Annotated in this window: 18 protein-coding genes; 3 read left to right on the top strand and 15 right to left on the bottom strand. The window is 68.3% G+C overall.

Going from position 1 to position 19373, the window contains the following annotated elements:
* Nucleotides 1-9 precede the first annotated feature (9 nt).
* The 3 genes from QE395_RS12025 to QE395_RS12015 are packed head-to-tail and all read right to left on the bottom strand — an operon-like array spanning nucleotide 10 to nucleotide 4618.
* Nucleotides 10-1416, bottom strand: a complete 1407-nt coding sequence (locus QE395_RS12025) for a TolC family protein (protein WP_306989250.1) — start codon at nucleotides 1414-1416, stop codon at nucleotides 10-12.
* The gene (locus tag QE395_RS12020) at nucleotides 1413-3383 is read right to left on the bottom strand and encodes a MacB family efflux pump subunit (RefSeq protein ID WP_095363784.1); all 1971 of its coding nucleotides are present in this window, start codon (nucleotides 3381-3383) and stop codon (nucleotides 1413-1415) included. Before QE395_RS12020 ends, QE395_RS12025 begins: the two co-directional genes overlap by 4 nt.
* Nucleotides 3380-4618: an efflux RND transporter periplasmic adaptor subunit gene (locus QE395_RS12015; protein ID WP_249834010.1), complete on the bottom strand. Its 1239-nt coding sequence runs from the start codon at nucleotides 4616-4618 to the stop codon at nucleotides 3380-3382. The genes QE395_RS12020 and QE395_RS12015 overlap by 4 nt, the downstream gene beginning before the upstream one ends.
* Nucleotides 4619-4836: 218 nt before the next feature.
* Between QE395_RS12015 and QE395_RS12010 the strand changes: the two genes are divergently transcribed.
* The 3 genes from QE395_RS12010 (at nucleotide 4837) to QE395_RS12000 (ending at nucleotide 10131) form a co-directional block, all read left to right on the top strand.
* Nucleotides 4837-5547: a response regulator transcription factor gene (locus QE395_RS12010; RefSeq protein ID WP_095363782.1), complete on the top strand. Its 711-nt coding sequence runs from the start codon at nucleotides 4837-4839 to the stop codon at nucleotides 5545-5547.
* Nucleotides 5544-6953, top strand: a complete 1410-nt coding sequence (locus tag QE395_RS12005) for an ATP-binding protein (protein WP_093533927.1) — start codon at nucleotides 5544-5546, stop codon at nucleotides 6951-6953. Before QE395_RS12010 ends, QE395_RS12005 begins: the two co-directional genes overlap by 4 nt.
* A gap of 151 nt (nucleotides 6954-7104) precedes the next feature.
* Entirely contained in the window at nucleotides 7105-10131 is a 3027-nt protein-coding gene (locus QE395_RS12000; RefSeq protein ID WP_306989247.1) for a ligand-binding sensor domain-containing diguanylate cyclase, read from the top strand.
* Here QE395_RS12000 and rnt read toward each other — a convergent pair whose 3' ends face one another.
* From rnt to pstS, 12 genes are all read right to left on the bottom strand, one after another.
* Nucleotides 10132-10719: a ribonuclease T gene (gene rnt / locus QE395_RS11995; protein ID WP_068854601.1), complete on the bottom strand. Its 588-nt coding sequence runs from the start codon at nucleotides 10717-10719 to the stop codon at nucleotides 10132-10134.
* 84 nt (nucleotides 10720-10803) lie between these two features.
* The gene (locus QE395_RS11990) at nucleotides 10804-11463 is read right to left on the bottom strand and encodes a DoxX family protein (protein WP_306989245.1); all 660 of its coding nucleotides are present in this window, start codon (nucleotides 11461-11463) and stop codon (nucleotides 10804-10806) included.
* A 76-nt stretch (nucleotides 11464-11539) separates the two neighbouring features.
* Nucleotides 11540-12295 carry a putative DNA-binding domain-containing protein gene (locus QE395_RS11985; RefSeq protein WP_217537345.1) on the bottom strand — a complete coding sequence of 252 codons (756 nt, stop codon included), beginning with the start codon at nucleotides 12293-12295 and terminating at the stop codon, nucleotides 11540-11542.
* Complete coding sequence (locus tag QE395_RS11980; RefSeq protein WP_306990483.1) at nucleotides 12292-13083, bottom strand: DUF692 domain-containing protein; 792 nt, start codon at nucleotides 13081-13083, stop codon at nucleotides 12292-12294. Before QE395_RS11980 ends, QE395_RS11985 begins: the two co-directional genes overlap by 4 nt.
* 58 nt (nucleotides 13084-13141) lie before the next feature.
* The gene (locus QE395_RS11975) at nucleotides 13142-13477 is read right to left on the bottom strand and encodes a hypothetical protein (RefSeq protein ID WP_306989243.1); all 336 of its coding nucleotides are present in this window, start codon (nucleotides 13475-13477) and stop codon (nucleotides 13142-13144) included.
* An 81-nt stretch (nucleotides 13478-13558) separates the two neighbouring features.
* Entirely contained in the window at nucleotides 13559-14068 is a 510-nt protein-coding gene (locus QE395_RS11970) for a sigma-70 family RNA polymerase sigma factor (RefSeq protein ID WP_068850579.1), read from the bottom strand.
* Nucleotides 14069-14290: 222 nt separating this feature from the next.
* Nucleotides 14291-14632: an RcnB family protein gene (locus QE395_RS11965; protein ID WP_093533917.1), complete on the bottom strand. Its 342-nt coding sequence runs from the start codon at nucleotides 14630-14632 to the stop codon at nucleotides 14291-14293.
* 130 nt (nucleotides 14633-14762) lie between these two features.
* Nucleotides 14763-15467, bottom strand: coding sequence for a phosphate signaling complex protein PhoU (gene phoU / locus QE395_RS11960; protein ID WP_068854604.1), 705 nt, complete (start codon nucleotides 15465-15467; stop codon nucleotides 14763-14765).
* 52 nt (nucleotides 15468-15519) lie between these two features.
* Nucleotides 15520-16350, bottom strand: coding sequence for a phosphate ABC transporter ATP-binding protein PstB (gene pstB, locus QE395_RS11955; protein ID WP_068854606.1), 831 nt, complete (start codon nucleotides 16348-16350; stop codon nucleotides 15520-15522).
* Nucleotides 16351-16369: 19 nt separating this feature from the next.
* Nucleotides 16370-17245: a phosphate ABC transporter permease PstA gene (gene pstA, locus QE395_RS11950; protein WP_068850583.1), complete on the bottom strand. Its 876-nt coding sequence runs from the start codon at nucleotides 17243-17245 to the stop codon at nucleotides 16370-16372.
* Nucleotides 17245-18213: a phosphate ABC transporter permease subunit PstC gene (gene pstC / locus QE395_RS11945; RefSeq protein ID WP_306989240.1), complete on the bottom strand. Its 969-nt coding sequence runs from the start codon at nucleotides 18211-18213 to the stop codon at nucleotides 17245-17247. The genes pstA and pstC overlap by 1 nt, the downstream gene beginning before the upstream one ends.
* A gap of 62 nt (nucleotides 18214-18275) precedes the next feature.
* Nucleotides 18276-19367 (bottom strand): phosphate ABC transporter substrate-binding protein PstS, encoded by a 1092-nt coding sequence (gene pstS, locus QE395_RS11940; RefSeq protein WP_095363774.1) that lies wholly within the window; start codon nucleotides 19365-19367, stop codon nucleotides 18276-18278.
* Nucleotides 19368-19373: the final 6 nt, after the last annotated feature.

Genomic DNA, 19373 nt, shown 5'->3' with positions numbered 1-19373 from the left:
CGCGCCGCTTCAAACCGGTCCGTTGGCGCTGCCCCCCAACGCCTTGAACAGCGTCACGTCGTTGACCAGCTGTTTCTGCTTCACCGACGCCAGCGACAGTTCGGCGTCGCGGCGGGTCTGCTGCGCTTCCAGCCAGGTGCGCAGGTCGGTGGCGCCGACCCGGTAACGCACTTCGTACATGCGCTCGATCTGCACCGCTTCGTCATACGACGCCTGCGACGCCGCCACCTGGGTGGCGAACTGGGTGCGCGCCGACAGCGCGTTGTCCACCTCCGACAGCGCCGTGTACAGCGTGCGCCGGAAGGTGTTGGCCGCGATCTGGTAATCGGTACCGGCGATCTTCGTATCCAGCTGCGCCTGGCGGAGGTTGAGGAACGGCAGCGACAGCCCCGCACCCAGGGAGGCCACCGGGTTCTTCAGCACATCCGACAGCGTGGTCGCGCCGCTGCTCACCCCGCCGGTCAGGCTCAAGGCCGGGTAGTAGCTGGTGGCGGTCACCTTGATGTTCTTCAGGCTCTTGCGCAGGCGCAGCTCGGCTGCGCGCAGGTCCGGGCGCCGGCCCAGCAGGTCGGCCGGCAGGCCTTCGGCGATGGCCGGGCTGCCGGCGCCGTCCAGCGCCTGCGGTTCGTCGGCCTGCGGCCATGGCTGGCCATCCAGCAGCACGGTCAGCGCATTGCGGCTGGCCACGCGCTGCTGCTCCAGCGCGCTCTGCGCGGCGCGCTGCGCTTCCAATGATTGGGTCGCCTGTCGCACTTCAAGCCGTGAGACCGCGCCCGCGTTGAAGCGCGCCTGCACCAGCTCCCGGGTACGCTGCAGGCGTGCCAGGTTCGCTTCGCCGGCCGCGATGGACTGGTTGAGGTAGGCCAGGGTCCAGTACTGCGTGGCCACGTCGCCGATCACCAGCAGTGCCGTGTTCTGCAGGTCTTCCTCGCTGGCCTGGGCTTCCCACTGCGCGATGTCGCGCTGGGTGCGCAGGCGGCCCCACAGGTCGATTTCCCACTGCAGCGAGACCCCGGCCGAACTGCTGCGGTTCCAGTCGGCGCCCTGGTCGATCGGGCGATTGCCGCTGCTGCCGACGCTGCCCGACGGCTGCGGCCACAGCGCGTTGTCGCTCAGCCCGGCCTGCAGGCGTGCGCGCTGCACCGCCAGCCCGGCCGAGGCCAGGTCGGTGTTGGCCTGCAGCGCACGCGCGATCACGCGGTCCAGCCGCGGGTCGCCGAAGCCGGTCCACCAGGCGTCGTCGCGCACGTCGGTCCGCAGCGGGGAGGGTGCATTGGAGGTTTCCACAGGCGCGTTGCGCTGCGCATCGCCACGGGCGTACACGGCCGGCACGCTGGGCGGGTCGACCTGGTACTGGCCGGTGCTGACGCAGGCCGACAGCAGCAGGGTGGTGGATAACAGGATGGACGTCTTCATTCGCGCGCCAGCGCCTCCACGGGATCGAGTTGGGCCGCATTGCGTGCCGGAAGGAAGCCGAACGCCACGCCGATCAGACTGGAGCACGCGAACGCGGCCACGATCGAGGCAGTGGAGAACAGCATCCTGAAATCAGGGGCGAAGGTGTCGAACACCCAGCCCACCACCAGCGACAGGCCCACGCCCAGCAGGCCGCCGAGCAGGCAGACCAGCACTGCTTCGATCAGGAACTGCTGGCGGATGTCGCTCTGTCGCGCGCCCACCGCCATGCGTACGCCGATCTCGCGGGTGCGCTCGGTGACCGACACCAGCATGATGTTCATCACCCCGATGCCGCCGACCAGCAGCGCGATGGCCGCGATCGCACTGATCAGCAGCGTCATCGTGCGGGTGGTCTGCTCGATGGTGTCGCGGATCTCGGCGCTGTTGCTGAGGAAGAAGTCCTCCGTGCCATGGCGCATGACCAGCAGCCTGGAAATGGCGGCCTGCGCCGCATCCATCGGGGTGGCATCGTCCACCCGCACGGTGATGCTGGAGACATGGCTCTGGCCGAGCATGCGCGACATCACCGTGGTGTAGGGCACCCAGATCGACAGGCTGGTGCTGCTGCCAAAGCCCATGCTCTGGCGCTGGGCCACGCCGATCACGCGCACCGGCACGTTGCCCAGCAGGATCACCTGGCCGACCGGGTCGGCGCCATTGGGGAAGAACTGGGTGCGGGTGTTCTCATCGATCACGGCCACCTGCGCCAGCCCCTTCACCGCATCGGCGTCGAAGAAGCTGCCTGCGCTCAGGGTCACGCCCTTGACCCGGAAGAACTGCTCCCCCACGCCGCTGACCTGTGCGGTGGCCGACTGGTTCCGGTAGCGCGCGGTGACCGAAGAGGACACGCTGGGGGTGACGCTGTCGATGTAGCTCTGCCGCGACAGCGCATCGGCATCGCTGGCCTTGAGCGTCTGCACTCTTGCCGAGCGCATGTCGCCGAAGCCGCGCCCGGGGTAGACGTCGATGGTGTTGGTGCCCAGCGCGCTGATGTTCTGCAGGATCTGCTGCTGCGAGCCGTTGCCCATCGCCACCACCGATACCACCGAGGCGATGCCGATGATGATGCCGAGCATGGTCAGGAAGGTGCGCAGGCGGTGCGCGTTCATTGCCAGCAGCGCCATCCGGAACGCTTCGGTGAAGCGATCGCGCGCGGCGCGCCAGCTGTGGCCCTTGGTGGCGGCCACGGTCGGCGTGCGCTGTGCACGGTAGCTGGGTGCCTTGGGGTTGACGCGGTCGGCGATGATCTCGCCGTCGCGGATCTCGATGATGCGCTGGGCGTGCTCGGCCACCGACATGTCGTGGGTGACGATGATGATGGTGTGGCCTTCGGCATGCAGCTCGCCAAGGATGCCCATCACTTCCTCACCGGATTTCGTGTCGAGCGCGCCGGTCGGCTCGTCGGCCAGGATCACCTCGCCACCGTTCATCAGCGCCCGTGCGATCGACACGCGCTGCTGCTGGCCACCGGACAGCTGGCCCGGCTTGTGCCGCATGCGGTCGCCCAGGCCCAGCCGCTGCAGCAGCTGTTCGGCGCGCGCGCTGCGCACCGGCGCCGGGCTGCCGGCATACACCGACGGCACTTCCACGTTGCCGCGCGCGTCGAGGTCGCCGAGCAGGTGGTAGCGCTGGAAGATGAAGCCGAAATGTTCGCGGCGCAATTCGGCCAGCTCGTCCGGCAGCATGCTGCCGGTCTCACGGCCGGCCACCTGGTAGCTGCCGCGAGTGGGGCGGTCCAGGCAGCCGAGGATGTTCATCAGCGTCGACTTGCCCGAGCCGGACTGGCCGACGATGGCCACCATTTCGCCGGCGGCGATGTCCAGGTTGACGTCGCGCAGTACGGCGATGGTCTCGTCGCCGGCCGGGAATTCGCGACGCAGGTCGCGCAGCCGCAGCAGCGGCGCGCCCGTGGGAGCGGTCTTCATCGACGCGGCCCCATGCCCGGGCCACCCATGCGCATCTGCGCGCCACCGCGGTTGCCGCTGCCGGACGCGGCCGGGGTGGCACTGCCTTCGCCGACCACGACCTTCTCGCCTTCCTTCAGCCCAGACAGCACCTCCACGCTGGAACCGGTGTTGATGCCGATCCTGACCTTGCGCGGCTGCGGCATGCCATCGGCATCGGCCACGCGCACCACGTATTGGCCATCGCGCGATTTCGGCCCCAGCGCCACCGACGGAATGATCAGCACGCCCCTGGCCTGCTTGAGCAGCACCGACACCTGCGCGGTCATGTCGATGCGCAGCGTGCCGTCCGGGTTCTCCACGTCGAACAGGGCGTTGTAATACACCGCCGTACTGGAGCTGGAACTGGACGAACTGGAACTGCTGGAACTGTCGCTGGCGATCGACGACGGCGCCGGATTGATCTGGCGCAGGGTGGCGTGGTACTTGCGGTCCGGGTCGCCCAGCGTGGTGAAGTACACCGGCATGCCGGCCTTGATCTTGACCACGTCCGCTTCGGAGACCTCGGCATTGACCGTCACCAGGTCCAGCCGCGCCAGCATCACGATGGTCGGTGCGGTCTGGTTGGCATTCACGGTGCGGCCTTCTTCGGCCACCACGGCGACCACGGTGCCGTCCATCGGCGCGGTGATGCGGGTGTAGGCGAGGTTGGCATTGGCCGTGCCCAGCTCGGTCTGGCGGCCCTGGATCTGCGCGTCATAGGCCTTGACCTGCGCACGGGCGGTCTTGAGCGCGGCCTCGGCGCTGTCGAACTCCGCACGCGAGGTGGCTTCGGCCGCCAGCATCTCCTGCTGGCGCGCGAATTCCAGTTCGGCCTGGCGCAGGGTGGCCTGCTGCACCGCGCGCTGGGCGGTGACCTGGTCCAGCGATGCCTGTGCATTGAGCACGGCGTTGCGCTGGGTGGTGGCGTCGATCTCGGCGATCAGGTCGCCCTGCCTGACGGTATCGCCCAGCTGCACCTTCAGCGATTTGATCTGGCCCGAGGCCTGCGCACCCACGCTGACCAGCTTGTAGGCATCGATCACGCCGGTGGCTTCCACGGTCTGTTCCAGGTCGCCGCGGGTCACCGGGCTGGTGGCCAGGGTGGGGGCGCCCGGCTTGCGCAGGGTCCATGCGACAATGCCGCACACCAGCAGGGCCAGGGCGATCAACAGCAGCACGCGGCCGCGACGGGTGGTAGGCAGGCGGGACTTCACGATGATCGTCAACTCGACAGGCCGGCGTGCGGCGTTGTCAGCATTGTGAAGAGCGCCTGTGGAGGGCTCAACGCACGGCATGTAACAGGACGTAACCACGCCCCGGTCCGACGTGTCCTTCTGTATCGTGTGCATGCCTTGAAACATGCGTACGCAAACCAGAGGATGCGGTTCAGCTCCCGACAGGGGATCATCGCCGCATGGAGAACACCACTACGATGCAACGCCTGCTGATCGTCGATGACGACAACGACATCCGCCAGCTGCTGGCCGAACAGCTCGGTCGTGCCGGCTACCAGGTCAGCACCGCCAGCGATGGCCAGGGCATGCGCCAGGTGCTGGAACGCGAGCACGTGGACCTGATCGTGCTCGACCTCAACCTGCCGCGCGAGGATGGCCTGACCCTGTGCCGCGACCTGCGCGCGCGCTCGACCACGCCGGTGATCATGCTCACCGCACGCAGCGAGCCGATCGACCGCGTGCTCGGCCTGGAAATGGGCGCAGACGATTACCTCGGCAAGCCGTTCGAACCGCGCGAACTGCTCGCGCGCATCCGCAACGTGCTGCGCCGAACCGAGGCGCTGCCGGCCAACCTGGAGCCGTTGGCGATCCGCCGCGCGCGCTTCTCGCACTGGATCTTCGACCTGGAGCACCGCCATCTGGTCGACCCGGACGGGCGCGTGGTGGTGCTGTCCGGTGCCGAGTTCCGGCTGCTGCGGGTGTTCGTCGGGCATGCCAACAAGGTGCTCTCGCGTGAGCAGCTGGTATCGCTCAGCAGCGGGCGCAGCTACGAATCGCAGGACCGTGCGATCGACCTGCAGGTCAGCCGGCTGCGCAACAAGCTGGCCGATGACGGTGGCAGCGACGGCCTGATCAAGACCGTGCGCAATGAAGGCTATGTGCTGGCCACGGCGGTCACGCTGGAATGATGCGCCTGCGCCGCTTCTTCGCCTCGATGGTCGGTCGGCTGTTCGTGATCCTGCTGCTGGGCATGAGCGTGGCGGCCGTCGGTGCCACCATGCTGGCCAGTGCCAAGCGGCAGCAGGAATTCGAGCGGCAGAACCTCAACCGCATCGCCGATCGGCTGCAGGGCTTCGTCAACATGCTCGACGGCGACCCGGAACTGCGCGACCGGCTGCTGACGGTGGGCGGGCCGGCGGTGCGCAGCCTGCCCGAAGGGGCGCGGCTGGGGCGCGAGGATGCGGCGTTGATGGGCATCCTCGACGACCGCCCGGGCCCGGTGGCGCATGCCACCGTGCATTTCACCTCGTTCCGTTCGTGCCTGCCCAAGGCGCAGGAACTGTTGCCGCCCCCTCCGCAGCAGCAGCGGCGCCGGCCGCCGCACGAACGCGACCCGGCCTTCATCCCGCCCAAGTGCCGCGCGGTGCAGGTCCCGCTCAGCGACGGCACGGTGCTGTCGCTGGCGCTGGAATCGCCGGCCATCGCCCACAACGGCATCCTCGCGGTGGACCCGCTGTTCCTGACCCTGCTGGTGCTGGCGATCGGCGTGCTGGCCTACGTGGTTGCGCGCATCGCCAGCGCGCCGCTGCAGCGGCTGGCCTCGGCCGCGGCCGAGCTGGGCGACGACCTGCAGCGTGCGCCATTGCCGGTGACCGGGCCGCTGGAAGTCCGCCGCGCCGCCGAAGCCTTCAACGCCATGCAGAAGCGCCTGCAGCGCACGCTGGGTGAGCGCACCCAGATGCTGGCGGCGATCACCCATGACCTGCAGACCCCGGTGACCCGCCTGAGGCTGCGGCTGGAAAACGTAACCGACGAAGCCCTGCGCGAGCGCCTGATCGGCGACCTGGGTGCGATGCAGGCGCTCATCCGCGAGGGCCTGGAACTGGCCCGCAGCGCCGAGAGCGCCGAGCCACGCGCCGCGCTGGACCTGGATTCGCTGCTGGAAAGCCTCGTCGAGGACGCGGTCGAGGCCGGCGCCGACGCCCGTTTCGAGCAGGGCAGTGGCGCGGTGCTGATGCTGCGCCCGCTGGCCATGCACCGGTTGTTCTCCAACCTGATGGACAACGCGCTGGGCTACGGCGGCACGGCCCGGGTGCGGGTCGAGCAGGGCGCGGACGGGGTGCGGGTTCGGGTGCGCGACAGCGGTCCAGGCCTGGCCGAGGACGACCTGGAAACCGTGTTCGACCCGTTCGTGCGCCTGGAAACCTCGCGCTCGCGGGCGACGGGTGGGGCCGGGCTGGGGCTGACCATCGCCCGCGCGCTGGCCGAGAAGGACGGCGCCACCCTGCACCTGCGCAACCATCCGCAGGGCGGGCTGGAGGCCGTCGTGCACTGGCCGGCGCCACCGCGCCCGCCGGCACCCCGCGCCGGCTGATCGCACAGGAGGCAAACGGGCGCGGTTTTGCCTACTATGGGCAACCCCCGCCCGTATTCGCCGCATGAGTGCGCCCGATCTGGCTGGTTTCCACCCCGGCGCCGCGCTGTCCGCGCCGTGCCCTTCCCGCGCCCCTGGCGGATCCTGACGGATGAGCCAAGGGGGAGGCGGGAACCGGTGGCGGCCGGTACATGCAGTAGTGACCGTGCAGCGCCTGTGCCTGGCGCTGGTGTTGCTGTGCCTGTTGTTCGGGGTACCGGCCACATCGGCCGCGCAGGATGGCCCCCCGCCGCTGCGCGACTACGCCATCGATGTCTGGACCTCGCGCAACGGCCTGCCGCACAACTCGCTGCGTGACATCGCGCAGACGCCGGAGGGCCACCTGTGGTTCGCCACCTGGGAAGGGCTGGTGCGCTACAACGGGCTGGACTTCACCGTGTTCGACCGCAGCACCCGGCCGGGCCTGCGCGACAACGGGGTGGGCGCGCTGTTCGTCGACCGCGAGGGCGGGTTGTGGATCAGCGATTCGCGCGGCAACGTCACCCGGCGCAGCGCCGACGGCCGCTGGCAGGTGTTCGCACACCAGCCGCCGGCCCCGCAGGTGCTGATCCAGGCCATGCAGATGGACAGCCATGGCCGGCTCTGGCTGCTGTATGAGGGCAATGGCATCGGCAGCCTGACCCGCGACGGCCACTTCGACTACCAGAAGCCGCCGGCCGACGTGCCGATGGCCATGAGCTTCACCAAGCTGGTGGTGGATGCGCAGGACCGGGTCTGGGTGGGCACGCTGGACGGCCTGGTGGTGCGCGGCACCGACGGCGTGCTGCGCCGCGCACCGGAGAGCTACGGCCTCGGCCACGGCCTGGTGTGGCCCTACCGCGCACCCGACGGCGTGCTGTGGATCGTGGCTGGCGAGCGCATCTACCGCATGCTCGATGGCATGCCGCAATTGCAGCACCGCCTGGCCCCGGGCATGCACATCACCTCGATGCTGCAGGACCGCCACGGCGACCTGTGGCTGGGGACCGAAAACCAGGGGCTGCTGCGCCTGTCGCGGCACGGAGTGGAGCGCTTGCCGGCCGGGCTTTCACTGCCCGGGGGCAGGGTGGTGAGCCTGCGCGAAGACGCCGAAGGCAGCATCTGGGTTGGTGCCAACGGCGGCCTGTACCGGTTGCGCGAAACGCTGTTCAGCAGTTTCACCGAGCGTGACGGGCTCAGCGGCGATTACGTGCGCACCGTGCTGGAAGACCGTGACCGCCAGCTGTGGGTGGGCAGTGCCAGTGGCCTGGACCGGCGCGACGCACAGGGCGTGTTCCATCCGGTGCCGCTGCGCAACCGCGGCGGCAAGACGCCGTCGGTGCTGAGCCTGGCCCAGGACCATGCAGGCGGGTTGTGGGTGGGGACGTTTGGAGACGGCATCCTGCACCTGGACGGGCAGGGCCGCATGCTGCGCAGCTACGGTGCCGACGACGGCCTGCTCGGCGGCAACATCCGCGCGATGAGCGTGGATCGCGAAGGCGCTGTATGGGCCGGTACCCAGAAGGGCGTCGCCCGGCTCGATGCCAACGGGGTAACCGTGCCGACCGTGCCGGGCATGCCCACCGGCCTGGTCACCGCGCTGGCCCACGATGCCGAAGGCGACCTGTGGGTGGGCACCATCGAAGGCATCAGCGTGCTGCGCGGCGACCACGTGCAACGCATCGACCTGGCTCCGCTGGGCGGCGGTCGCAGTGTGTTCGGTTTCCAGCAGATCGGCGATGCGATGTGGATCAGCAGCGACCGCGGCCTGTACCGCTACCAGGACGGCACCCTGTCACGGGTGGGGCTGGAGCAGGGCATGCCGGTCGATACCGTGTTCCAGCTGGTACCGGACCGGGTCGGCAACGTCTGGATCAGCAGCAACCGTGGCGTGCTGCGCACCGACATGGCCATGCTCAACGACGTGGCCGACGGGCGCACGCGGCGGATCGAGGTCGAGCATTACAACGAAATCGACGGCATGGCCAATTCGCAGGCCAACGGCAGCTCCGGCCCCTCGGCGATCCTGCGCCAGGACGGCACGTTCTGGGTGGTTACCGCCGGCGGCCTCAGCACGGTGGACCCGCTGCGCCTGCAGCGCTTCCGCGAACGGCTGGCACCGCCGGCGGCGATCGAGACGGTGCTGGTCGATGGCGTGCCGCTGCACTGGCAGGGCGCCAACCACAACACGCTGCCCGGCGGGCGCCGGCTCAGCATCAGCTACGTGGGCCTGAGCTATCTCATGTCCGAACGCATCCGCTACCGCACCCGGCTGGAAGGCCTGGACAGCGCGTGGATCGAACGCGGCCAGCAGCGCAGCGTGGAGTTCATCGGCCTGCCGCCGGGCGATTACACCCTGCACGTGTCTGCGGCCCACCCGGGCGGCGCCTGGGGCGACAGCGAGGCGGTGTGGTCGTTCACGGTGGAACCGTTCCTGTGGCAGCGGCGCAGCGTGCAGTTCATCTGCGGCCTGCTGCTGCTGGCCGGGCTGGTGGCGTTGTACCGCTACCTGATCAAGCGCTACAAGGCCAGCAACGTACGCCTGGCACGCAAGGTCGATGCCGCCACCCGCGACCTCAAGGCGCAGACCGCCAGCCTGCAGGCGTTGAACGAAGAGAAGACCCAGCTGGCCGCGCGTTTGGCAGTGCAGGCCGAACAGTTCGAGCGGCAGGCGCGCGAGGATGCGCTGACCGGGCTGCCCAACCGCCGCGCGTTCGACGAAGCGCTCGCGCGCGATTTCGCCCGCTCGCAACGCAGCGGCCACCCGCTGTGCCTGGTGGTGCTGGACATCGACCACTTCAAGGAAGTGAACGACCAGCACAGCCACAGCGTGGGCGACGTGGTGCTGACCGAGGTGGCGCGGGTGATCGCGTCGGCCTGCCGTGATTCGGACATGCCCGCGCGCACCGGCGGTGAGGAATTCACGGTGCTGCTCAACGACACCCGCCTGGCCGAAGCGGCACAGGTCTGCGCGCGCCTGCGCGGGCTGTTCCATGACCATCCGGACTGGGCCGGCGTACCGGGCCTGCAGGTGACCTTCAGCGCCGGGCTGGTCGAACTGGAGGCCGGGGACCGCACCCCGATGCTGCTCTACCAGCGCGCCGACCGCGCGCTGTACCGTGCCAAGAGCGAAGGCCGCGACCGCACCGCGATCGGCTGATCAGGGGCGCGGCCAGGCGTTGGCGATCTTGCAGAACAGCTTCGCGGTCTGCTCGGTGTCATACACCGCGCTATGCGCTTCTTCCGCATCCCACCCAAGACCGGCAGCCGTGGCCGCCCGCGCCAGCACGGTCTGGCCATAGGCGATGCCGGCCATGGTCACCGTGTCGAACACGCTGAAGGGGTGGAACGGGTTGCGCTTGTGCCCGACCCGGTTCACCGCCGCATTGATGAAGCCCAGGTCGAAGTGCGCGTTGTGGCCGACCAGGATGGCGCGCTGGCAGCCGTACTTCTTCACCGCCGCGCGCACCGGCGCGAAGATGTGGTCCAGCGCGTCCTTTTCCGCCTTGGCCAGCCGGAACGGATGGTCGAGGATGATGCCGGTGATCTCCAGCGACTTCGGGTCGATGTCCAGCCCTTCGGCCGGCACCACGTGGGCGCTGGCGGTCTGCCCGGGAAAGAGCAGGCCGTTGTCGTCCATTTCGATCGGCACCGCGGCGATCTCCAGCAGCGCATGGCGCTGGCTGTCGAAGCCGCCGGTTTCCACATCCACCACCACCGGCAGGAAGCCACGGAAGCGGGTCGCCATCATGCGCTGGGCGGCAGAGGGCATGTCTTCAGCGGCCACCGGCGCGCCGGTGGTCTGGGTGGGGTCTTGAGTCATGCAGCGAGTTTAGCAGAGCGGCCTGACCGTCCCATGGCGGCGATGCCAGACCGCCACGCCAAGCAAGGCGGTGCCAACTGTGGCCAACACCAGGGCGGGACCCGGCAGCAGCCACCCCAGCGGCCAGGCGGCGACCAGCGCCAATCCGCCCCAGGCCAGCGCGTCGGCCCGGCCGCGCGGATCCCGGCGCAGCCAGCCATCCACGCTCAGCCGCCCGGCGCCCTGCAACAGCAGCGGCAGCAGCATGGCGATGAACAACAGCGGCAGCTTGAAGTTGCCCTGGCCCTGGTCGCTGATCGCATAGCCCTGCGCCAGCGAGGCGAGCGAGTCCCACTGCGCAGGCCAATGGACGGCGGCGGTTGCCACTACCGTCAGCCCGATCAGCAGCGCCGCGGTGGCCCGGGTGGCCACGCCCAGCAGCAGGCAGATGCCGCCGATGAGTTCGATCCACGTCGCCGCCTGCCAATTGAACTCGGCCGGCAACCAGCGCAGTGGCAGCGGAAAGTGCGATTGCACGTTGTCGAACCAGTTCACCCCGCGCCATTTCTCCAGCCCGGATTCCAGATATTCCCAGGCCAGCAGCACGCGCAGTCCCAGTGGCGCAAGCCAGGCGCCGAGTCCATCAAGACGGGGGCGCAGGGTGGAAGCAAGGCAGCGGGGGAAATGCATGGGGACAGCCCGGTAAGTGGAGGTCCCTTGAAGAGGGCCGGGGCGCGATGAACGATGCGGGCGCCGGCGGCATCGTTCAGCCGTGGGTTGGGGACCGGGCAGGACCGATCACGCCGGTCGCGAGCAACTGCGCCAACAGGGCACGTCCGGCCGGTTCCAGCCCGGCCGCGTCCAGTCCATTCGCCTCGGCCAGCTGCGCAAGGTGCGCGGCGCCGCTGCGGTGTCCGGGGGCCTGCATCTGGATCAGCAGCTGCCACGCCAACGGGCTGAGCTGCGAAAACACGATGCGGCCATCGGCCAGCCGGCGTGCCAGCAGGAAGGTCGGTTCGGGCGGCGGGTCCACCGGCTGGAAGGCTGCCCCGATCTGCTGCACCGGCCACTGGTACGCCAAAGGCCATGCCAACGGGGAACGCTGCAGCAGGCAGCGCCAGGCATCGATATCCGGACGAGGCGGTTCGAGCGGCAGCGCATCCTGCGACTGCAAGGCCAGTTCCACCCATTCGTAATGCGCCAGCTCGGCCAGGAACGGACGCGGCAGCGTGTCCTGCCGCTGCAGCCACTGCACGAACTCGGCAGCGACCTCGGTGAACAACGGCGAGGCGCAGCGGTGCTCGATGAAGTAGCGCCGGCACAGCGCCTGCCATTCCGCGCCGTCCAGCATCTGCAGCAGTACCGGGAAACTGCTGCCCAGCAGCGCCTGCAGGTTGTTGAACAGCAGATCGCGGTAGATCTGCAGCCGCCGCGGCTCCAGGTCGGGAGGCGACGGTTCATGCGCCGGATCGCGCAGGTGGCGGGTCAGGGCGAACTGCTGGTCACGCAACAGGTCGCTCATGCCGCCGCATCCAGGATGCGGCGCATCTGCCGCAGCTCCGCCTGCAGTCCGGCATACGGCGGCAGGTTGAAGTCGCGTTCGAGCAGGCCAGGGCGCGGGCCGAACCGGGCGCAGGCATGTTCCAGCAGCGCCCACACCGGCCCCACCACGGGGCTGCCATGGGTGTCGATCTTCAGGTCATCGGCTTCATCGAAGTGCCCGGCCACATGCAGGCAGACGATGCGTTCGGCAGGCAGGCCGTCGATGTACGCGACGGGGTCGAAGCCATGGTTGATGGCGTTGACGTAGACATTGTTGACGTCCAGCAGCAGGTCGCAGTCCGCTTCCTGCAGCACCGCCGTGGTGAATGCCAGTTCGCTCATCGCCGCATGCGGGGTGAGGTAGGTGGATACATTCTCCACTGCGATGCGCCGGCCCAGCCGGTCCTGCACCTGTGCGATGCGGGCCGCGGTGTGGCGGATGGCCTCGTCAGTGAACGGCAGCGGCAGCAGGTCGTACAGGTGGCCGTCGTCGCTGCAGTAGCTCAGGTGTTCGCTGTAGAGGCGCACATCGTGCGCGTCCAGGAAACGCCCGACCTGGTCGATGAACGCCACGTCCAGCGGCGCGCTGCCGCCCAGCGACAGTGACAGTCCATGGCAGGTCAGGGGATGGCGCGCGCTGAGCCCGCGCAGGCGCTCGCCCATCACGCCGCCCAGCCCGATCCAGTTCTCCGGCGCGCACTCGAGGAAATCGAAATCGCCCGGCGGTGCCTGTTCCAGGTCATCGAGCAGGGCGCGGCGCAGCCCCAGTCCCACCGCCGTTGCAGGCAACGGCAGTGGGCGTGCAGGGCTCACGCGGGTGCGCGGATCAGTGCCCGGCACCGCACTTGCCTTCGCCGCACTTGCCTTCTGCGGTCTTCTTGGCGGCAGGCGCAGGCTTGGCCTTGGTCTTGTCGGCGCCACACTTGCCTTCGCCACACTTGCCCTCCGCGGGCTTCTTGTCGGCAGCATGCGAGGTGGCCTTGTCGGCACCGCACTTGCCTTCGGCTGTCTTGGAATCGGCTTTGGGCGCGGCCTGGGCAGCCAGGGCGTAGCCCTGGGCCAGGTCGGTCATCGACAGGGCCGAGGCGGTCCCGGCCAGGCCGAGGCCGCCGGCAAGCGCGGCACAGGCCAGCAGGGAAGCGTGTTTGGTGGAGAGGGTCATGCGCAAAGCTCCTTGTAATGCCCTTTCATGGGCAGGGGTGTTGCCGGGGAAGCATGCCGGATTGCCGGCACGCGGGGAACATCAGGCCAGGTACTCGCGGGCCATGACGCGGGCGCGGTGCAGCCGGGCCTTGATGGTTTCGGGGGTAGTGGCCAACCGCGCGGCCAGTTCGGCGATCGACAACCCCTCCAGGTCGCGCAGCAGGATCACTTCGCGGTAATGGGCGGGCAGCGATTCGAGCGCAGCGGCGCAATCGCGGCGCAGGTCCAGGTTGTCGCGCTGGGCCGGCGGCAGGATCTCCTCGCGCAGTTCTTCGTGCCGCCACTGGCAGCGCGCACGCTTGAGCCGGTTGCACTCGCGCTTGACGATGCGGAACGCCCACGAGGTGAAACACTCGACCAGGCGCAGGTCGCACAACCGTCGTGAAACGGTGATCAGGCTTTCCTGCACCGCGTCCTCGACATCGTTGATGACACAGTGGTACTCGGCATAGCGGCGCAGGTGCTGGCGCGAATGGCGCAGGACGCGGTCCAGCGCGGCGCGGTCGCCGCGATGGGCGGCGGCAAGTTCGTGCGGGCAGAGGCGGTGCATGCGGTCGGCGGATCCTGTTCAACGTGGCACAGGATAAGAGCGTGCGCGGGGCCGCAAGGATGCGCGGGTCGCCGGTCTGAGACAGGGGCGATTCAGTACCAATGGTGCGTTCGCGACATCACAGGATGTTCGCGACACTCCGGGACGGCGATGACCCGGCCGCAAACGCAGACGCGCCGGGAGGTCCCGGCGCGTCGCGTGGACTGGGCTGTCGCCAGTGAATCAACGGCCGTTGAGCACCACGTCGGCGATCAGGCCGGTGGCGACCGCGATCAGCACGTAGCGGTCATCTACCTTGCGCCACTGCTGGCCGCGCTTGGGCGCATGCAGGCCGTGGCGCTTGTAGTCGCTTACGTACGCGCCACGATGATCCTTGTCCAGGTGGCCGCCACGGCGCGGCGGATCGTGGCGGTCGTGCCCGCGCGACGGGCCATGGTTGCGGTCATCGCGCTGGTCATGGCGGTCGCGGTTGTCGCGGTCGTCATGGTGGGGCGGGGCGGCGAAGGCGGAACCGGTCGCGGCAAGCAGGGTCAGCGACAGCGTAGCGGCGAGGAAACGTTTCATGGTGCAGGCCCTCTGGAGCGGTGGGGTGGAACGCAGGTCCAGAGTGGGATTTTTTAGCTGAATAGGCGATTAAAAAAGGCCGACACGCAGTATCGGCCTGTATCGGTGTGTAACACGCGCCGGCGCGTGCTTACAGGCGTTCGGTACTGGTCTCGTCGCGCTTCTCGCGCGGCGGCAGCGCCTGCTCGCCGTGCACCAGGAACCACACGTTCTCGGCGATGTTGGTGGCGTGGTCGCCCACGCGTTCCAGGTTCTTGGCCATGAACAGCAGGTGGGTGCACGGGGTGATGTTGCGCGGGTCTTCCATCATGTAGGTCAGCAGCTCGCGGAACAGCGCGGTGTACTGCGCGTCCAGCCGGGCATCGTCCTCGCGCAGCGCCAGCGCGGCGGCGGCGTCGTTGTCGCGGTAGGCCTCGATGGCACGCCGCACCTGCTGTGCGGCCAGCCGGCCCAGCGACCGCAGTCCCTGGATCTGCGGCAGCGGCGGCACTTTGCTCAGCGCGATCGAGCGCTTGGCGACGTTGGCCGCATAGTCGCCGATCCGCTCGATGTCGGCCGGGATGCGCAGGCCGGCCAGGATCTCGCGCAGGTCGCGCGCCATCGGGCCGCGCAGCGCCAGGCGCATCACGTCATGGCTGATCTGCTGCTCCAGGCTGTCGATCGCCTCATCGTTGGCGATGATGCGCTGGGCGGCGTTGTCGTCGCGGCGCTCGATCACGTCCAGCGCCGCTTCCAGCTGCGCCACGGACATTTCGCCCATGCGCACGATTTCGGCCACCAGCCGCTGCTGTTCTTCGTCGTAGCTCTTGACGATGTGGTCGTTCGGAATGTTCATTGTGATGTGCTCGATTGTCTGGTTGGTGGCATCGTCGCGCGAACGGCCTGGCTCAGCCGAACCGCCCGGTGATGTAATCCTCGGTCTGCTGCTTGTTCGGCTGCGAGAAGATCACTTCGGTGCGGTCGTGTTCGATCAGGTCGCCCAGGTACATGAAGGCGGTGTAGTCGGACACGCGCGCGGCCTGCTGCATGTTGTGGGTCACGATCACGATGGTGTAGTCGTGCTTGAGCTCTTCCACCAGCTGCTCGATGCGGCTGGTGGAGATCGGGTCCAGCGCCGAGGTCGGCTCGTCGAGCAGCAGCACGTCCGGGCGCAGGGCCACGGCACGGGCGATGCACAGGCGCTGCTGCTGGCCACCGGACAGGCCCAGCGCGCTCTGGCCGAGCTTGTCCTTCACTTCGTCCCACAGCGCACCTTGGCGCAGCGCATGTTCGACGCGGTCGTTCATGTCCGCCTTGGACAGCTTTTCGTGGTGGCGGATGCCGTAGGCGACGTTCTCGAAGATGGTCATCGGGAACGGCACCGGCTTCTGGAACACCATGCCGACCTTGCTGCGCAGGCGGTTCATCGGGTACTTGGGCGAGAGGATGTTCTCACCATCCAGCAGCACTTCGCCGCGCGCTTCCAGCTTCGGGTACAACGCGTAGATGCGGTTGAAGATGCGCAGCAGGGTGGACTTGCCGCAGCCGGAGGGACCGATCAGCGCGGTGACGCGCTTCTCGGGCACTTCCAGGCTGATGTTCTTCAGTGCATGGAACTTGTCGTAGTAGAAATCCAGGCCACGGGCGGCCAGCTTGATCGGCGCCGGGTTGCCCAGCGATTCATGCGAGGCCGGCACCGCGATGCGCTGCATCGGCACGGCATTGGTGAGGTCGTTCATGGCGGTGTCCGCGGAAAGGTCAGTCATGGGAGATACGGTTGCGCAGCAGGATGCCGCGCGCCGAAAGGCTTACCAGCAGCACGAACAGGGTCAGCACCAGGGCGCCTGCCCAGGCCAGCGTCTGCCAGGATTCGTACGGGCTGCCGGCGAACTGGTTCATCACCACCGGCACGCTCGCCATCGGCTGGAACACGTTGCTGTTCCAGTACTGGTTGCCGAAGGCGGTGAACAGCAGTGGCGCGGTTTCGCCGGAGATGCGTGCCAGGGCGAGCAGGATTCCGGTGACGATGCCGGCGGCGGCACTGCGGTACAGCACCTGCACGGTGACCTTCCACTGCGGGATGCCCAGCGAGAGGGCCGCTTCGCGCATCTGCGAGGGCACCAGGCGCAGCATTTCATCGGTGGTGCGTACCACCACCGGCAGCACGATGAAGGACAGCGACAACGCGCCGGCGAAGGCCGAGAACTGGCCGCCGGTCTGCATCACGTACAGGGTGTAGACGAACAGGCCCAGCACGATGGACGGTGCCGACAGCAGGATGTCGTTGACGAAACGCACCACCGTGCCGGCCTTGCGGAAGTTGCCGTACTCGGCGAGCCAGGTGCCGGCCAGCACGCCCAGCGGCGTGCCGATGGCGATCGCCAGCGCGCACATCACCGCGCTGCCGAAGAAGGCATTGGCCAGGCCGCCTTCCTGCATGGGCGGCGGCGTCATCTTGGTGAACAGGTCCAGGTTGATCCCGGCCAGGCCCTTGGAGGCCAGGGTGAACAGGATCCAGCCCAGGAAGAACAGGCCGAACAGCGCGGTCAGGCAGGACAGCAGCAGCGCGACGATGTTGACGATGCGGCGGCGCAGGTACAGCGGCTGCGGGTTGTTGGCGACGGCGGTGCTCATCAGTTGCCCTCCTTGCGGGACAGGCGCATCAGCATCAGGCGGGCGATTGCCAGCACCACGAACGTCACGATGAACAGCACGAAGCCAAGCAGCAGCAGCGCCGAGCGATAGGTCTCGGTGGCCTCGCCGAAGTCGTTGGCGATCAGCGCGGCGATGGTGGTGCCCGGTTCCAGCAGCGACGGCGACAGGCGCACGCTGTTGCCGATCACGAAGGCCACGGCCATGGTTTCACCCAGCGCACGGCCCAGGCCGAGGAAGATGCCGCCGATCACGGCCGAGCGGGTGTAGGGCAGCACGATGTCCCAGCTTACTTCCCACTTGGTGGAGCCCAGCGCGTAGGCCGATTCCTTCAGGCGGGTCGGCACGGTCAGGAACACTTCGCGCATTACCGAGGAGATGAACGGAATGACCATGATCGCCAGCACGAAGCCGGCGGTCAGCACGCCGATGCCCAGCGGCGGGCCCTGGAACAGCGGGCCGATGATCGGCCATTCGCCCAGGGTTTCATTGAGGGCGGGGGTGACGTACTCGGTCATCACCGGGACCAGCACGAACAGGCCCCACATGCCGTAGATGATCGAGGGGATGCCGGCCAGCAGTTCGATGGCGGTACCGACCGGGCCGCGCATCCAGCGCGGGGCCACTTCGGTGAGGAAGAAGGCGATGCCGAAGCTCACCGGCACCGCGATCAGCATCGCGATCAGGGCGGTGACCAACGTGCCGTAGATCGGTGCCAGCGCACCGAACTTGTTCTCCACCGGATTCCAGTCGGAGGAATAGAAGAAGCTCAGGCCCTGCTCCTGCAGGGCATGGCGGCCGCCCCACAGCATCGAGAGCGCGGCGCAGGCCAGGGCGACCAGGACCAGGACGACGGTGGCGATCAGCACCCACCGGAACAGTTTGTCATTGCGGGCGTCACGCAGGTCGCGGGTGGACGGTGCGGGAACAGGCTGGGCGATGGCATTCATGGGTAAGGCTGGGGCCCGTTAGGTAGGGGGCAGGCCCGCGCAGCGCGCGGGCCTGGGTTGCATCATTTGAATTCAGCGGTCCAGTAACCTTCGATCTGCTTCACCAGTTCCGCCGGGAGCGGCACGTAGTGCAGTTCATTGGCCTGGGCCTGGCCGTTCTCGAAGGCCCACTTGAAGAACGCCAGGGTGTCCTTGCTGCGCTTGGCATCCTTGGGCTGCTTGTGCATCAGCATGAAATTGGTGGCGGTGATCGGCCACGCCTGGTCGCCCGGGGCGTTGGTGATGACCAGGTTGAAGTCCTTGGCGCTGGCCCAGTCGGCGCTGGCTGCGGCGGCACCGAAGGTTTCCGCGGTCGGCTGCACCCAGTTGCCGGCGGCGTTCTGCATCGAGGCATACGGCATGCCGTTCTGCAGCGCGTAGGCCAGTTCGACGTAGCCGATCGACCCCTTGATCTGCTTCACGTACGAGGCCACGCCTTCATTGCCCTTGCCACCCACGCCGTCCGGCCACTGCACCGAGGTGCCTTCGCCGACCTTGCTCTTCCAGTCCGGGCTGACCTTGGACAGGTAGTTGGAGAAATTGAAGGTGGTGCCCGAGCCGTCCGAACGGTGGACCAGGGTGATCTTGCCGTCCGGCAGCTTCACGCCCGGGTTGGCGGCCACGATGGCCGGGTCGTTCCAGGTCTTGACCTTGCCCAGGAAGATATCGGCCAGCAGCGGGCCGCTCAGCCGCAGCTTGCCGGCTTCCAGGCCGTCGATGTTGACCACCGGGACCACGCCGCCGATGGCGGACGGGAACTGGCCCAGGCCGGCCTGGGCCAGCTCTTCGCTGGACAGCGGCTTGTCGGAAGAACCGAAGTCGACCGTGCCGGCCTTGATCTGGGCGATACCGCCGCCCGAACCGATCGACTGGTAGTTGACCTTGGCGCCGGTGGCGGCGTTGTAGTCGGCCGACCACTTGGAGACCAGCGGGAAGATGAAGGAGGCGCCGGCGCCGGAAATTTCGGCGGTCAGCTTGTCGCCGGCGGCCGGAGCAGCGGCGGGGGCGCCTTCTGCCGGGGCGTTTGCCTGGCCTTCGGCGGCCGGCTTGCAGGCGGACAGGCCCAGCGCGATGGCCAGGGAAAGGGCGGCGAAGCCGGCCGTATGCAGTTTCATGCGTCA

The organism is Stenotrophomonas sp. SORGH_AS_0282 (assembly GCF_030818125.1).
GTDB classification, from domain to species: domain Bacteria; phylum Pseudomonadota; class Gammaproteobacteria; order Xanthomonadales; family Xanthomonadaceae; genus Stenotrophomonas; species Stenotrophomonas rhizophila_A.
Note: the sequence above shows the minus strand (reverse complement) of the source record. Positions and strands in the feature narration are given on the sequence as shown.

Bases quoted from the DNA above. Each gene is read 5' to 3' on its own strand.
- QE395_RS12005 (WP_093533927.1), top strand. From the start codon at position 5,544: ATGATGCGCCTGCGCCGCTTCTTCGCCTCGATGGTCGGTCGGCTGTTC.
- QE395_RS11975 (WP_306989243.1), bottom strand. From the start codon at position 13,477: ATGACCCTCTCCACCAAACACGCTTCCCTGCTGGCCTGTGCCGCGCTT.
- pstB (WP_068854606.1), bottom strand. From the start codon at position 16,350: ATGAACGACCTCACCAATGCCGTGCCGATGCAGCGCATCGCGGTGCCG.
- rnt (WP_068854601.1), bottom strand. From the start codon at position 10,719: ATGGCGACCCGCTTCCGTGGCTTCCTGCCGGTGGTGGTGGATGTGGAA.
- pstA (WP_068850583.1), bottom strand. From the start codon at position 17,245: ATGAGCACCGCCGTCGCCAACAACCCGCAGCCGCTGTACCTGCGCCGC.
- QE395_RS11970 (WP_068850579.1), bottom strand. From the start codon at position 14,068: ATGCACCGCCTCTGCCCGCACGAACTTGCCGCCGCCCATCGCGGCGAC.
- QE395_RS12020 (WP_095363784.1), bottom strand. From the start codon at position 3,383: ATGAAGACCGCTCCCACGGGCGCGCCGCTGCTGCGGCTGCGCGACCTG.
- QE395_RS12000 (WP_306989247.1), top strand. From the start codon at position 7,105: ATGAGCCAAGGGGGAGGCGGGAACCGGTGGCGGCCGGTACATGCAGTA.
- pstC (WP_306989240.1), bottom strand. From the start codon at position 18,213: ATGAATGCCATCGCCCAGCCTGTTCCCGCACCGTCCACCCGCGACCTG.
- phoU (WP_068854604.1), bottom strand. From the start codon at position 15,467: ATGAACATTCCGAACGACCACATCGTCAAGAGCTACGACGAAGAACAG.
- QE395_RS11965 (WP_093533917.1), bottom strand. From the start codon at position 14,632: ATGAAACGTTTCCTCGCCGCTACGCTGTCGCTGACCCTGCTTGCCGCG.
- QE395_RS11990 (WP_306989245.1), bottom strand. From the start codon at position 11,463: ATGCATTTCCCCCGCTGCCTTGCTTCCACCCTGCGCCCCCGTCTTGAT.
- QE395_RS12025 (WP_306989250.1), bottom strand. From the start codon at position 1,416: ATGAAGACGTCCATCCTGTTATCCACCACCCTGCTGCTGTCGGCCTGC.
- QE395_RS11985 (WP_217537345.1), bottom strand. From the start codon at position 12,295: ATGAGCGACCTGTTGCGTGACCAGCAGTTCGCCCTGACCCGCCACCTG.
- QE395_RS12010 (WP_095363782.1), top strand. From the start codon at position 4,837: ATGCAACGCCTGCTGATCGTCGATGACGACAACGACATCCGCCAGCTG.
- pstS (WP_095363774.1), bottom strand. From the start codon at position 19,367: ATGAAACTGCATACGGCCGGCTTCGCCGCCCTTTCCCTGGCCATCGCG.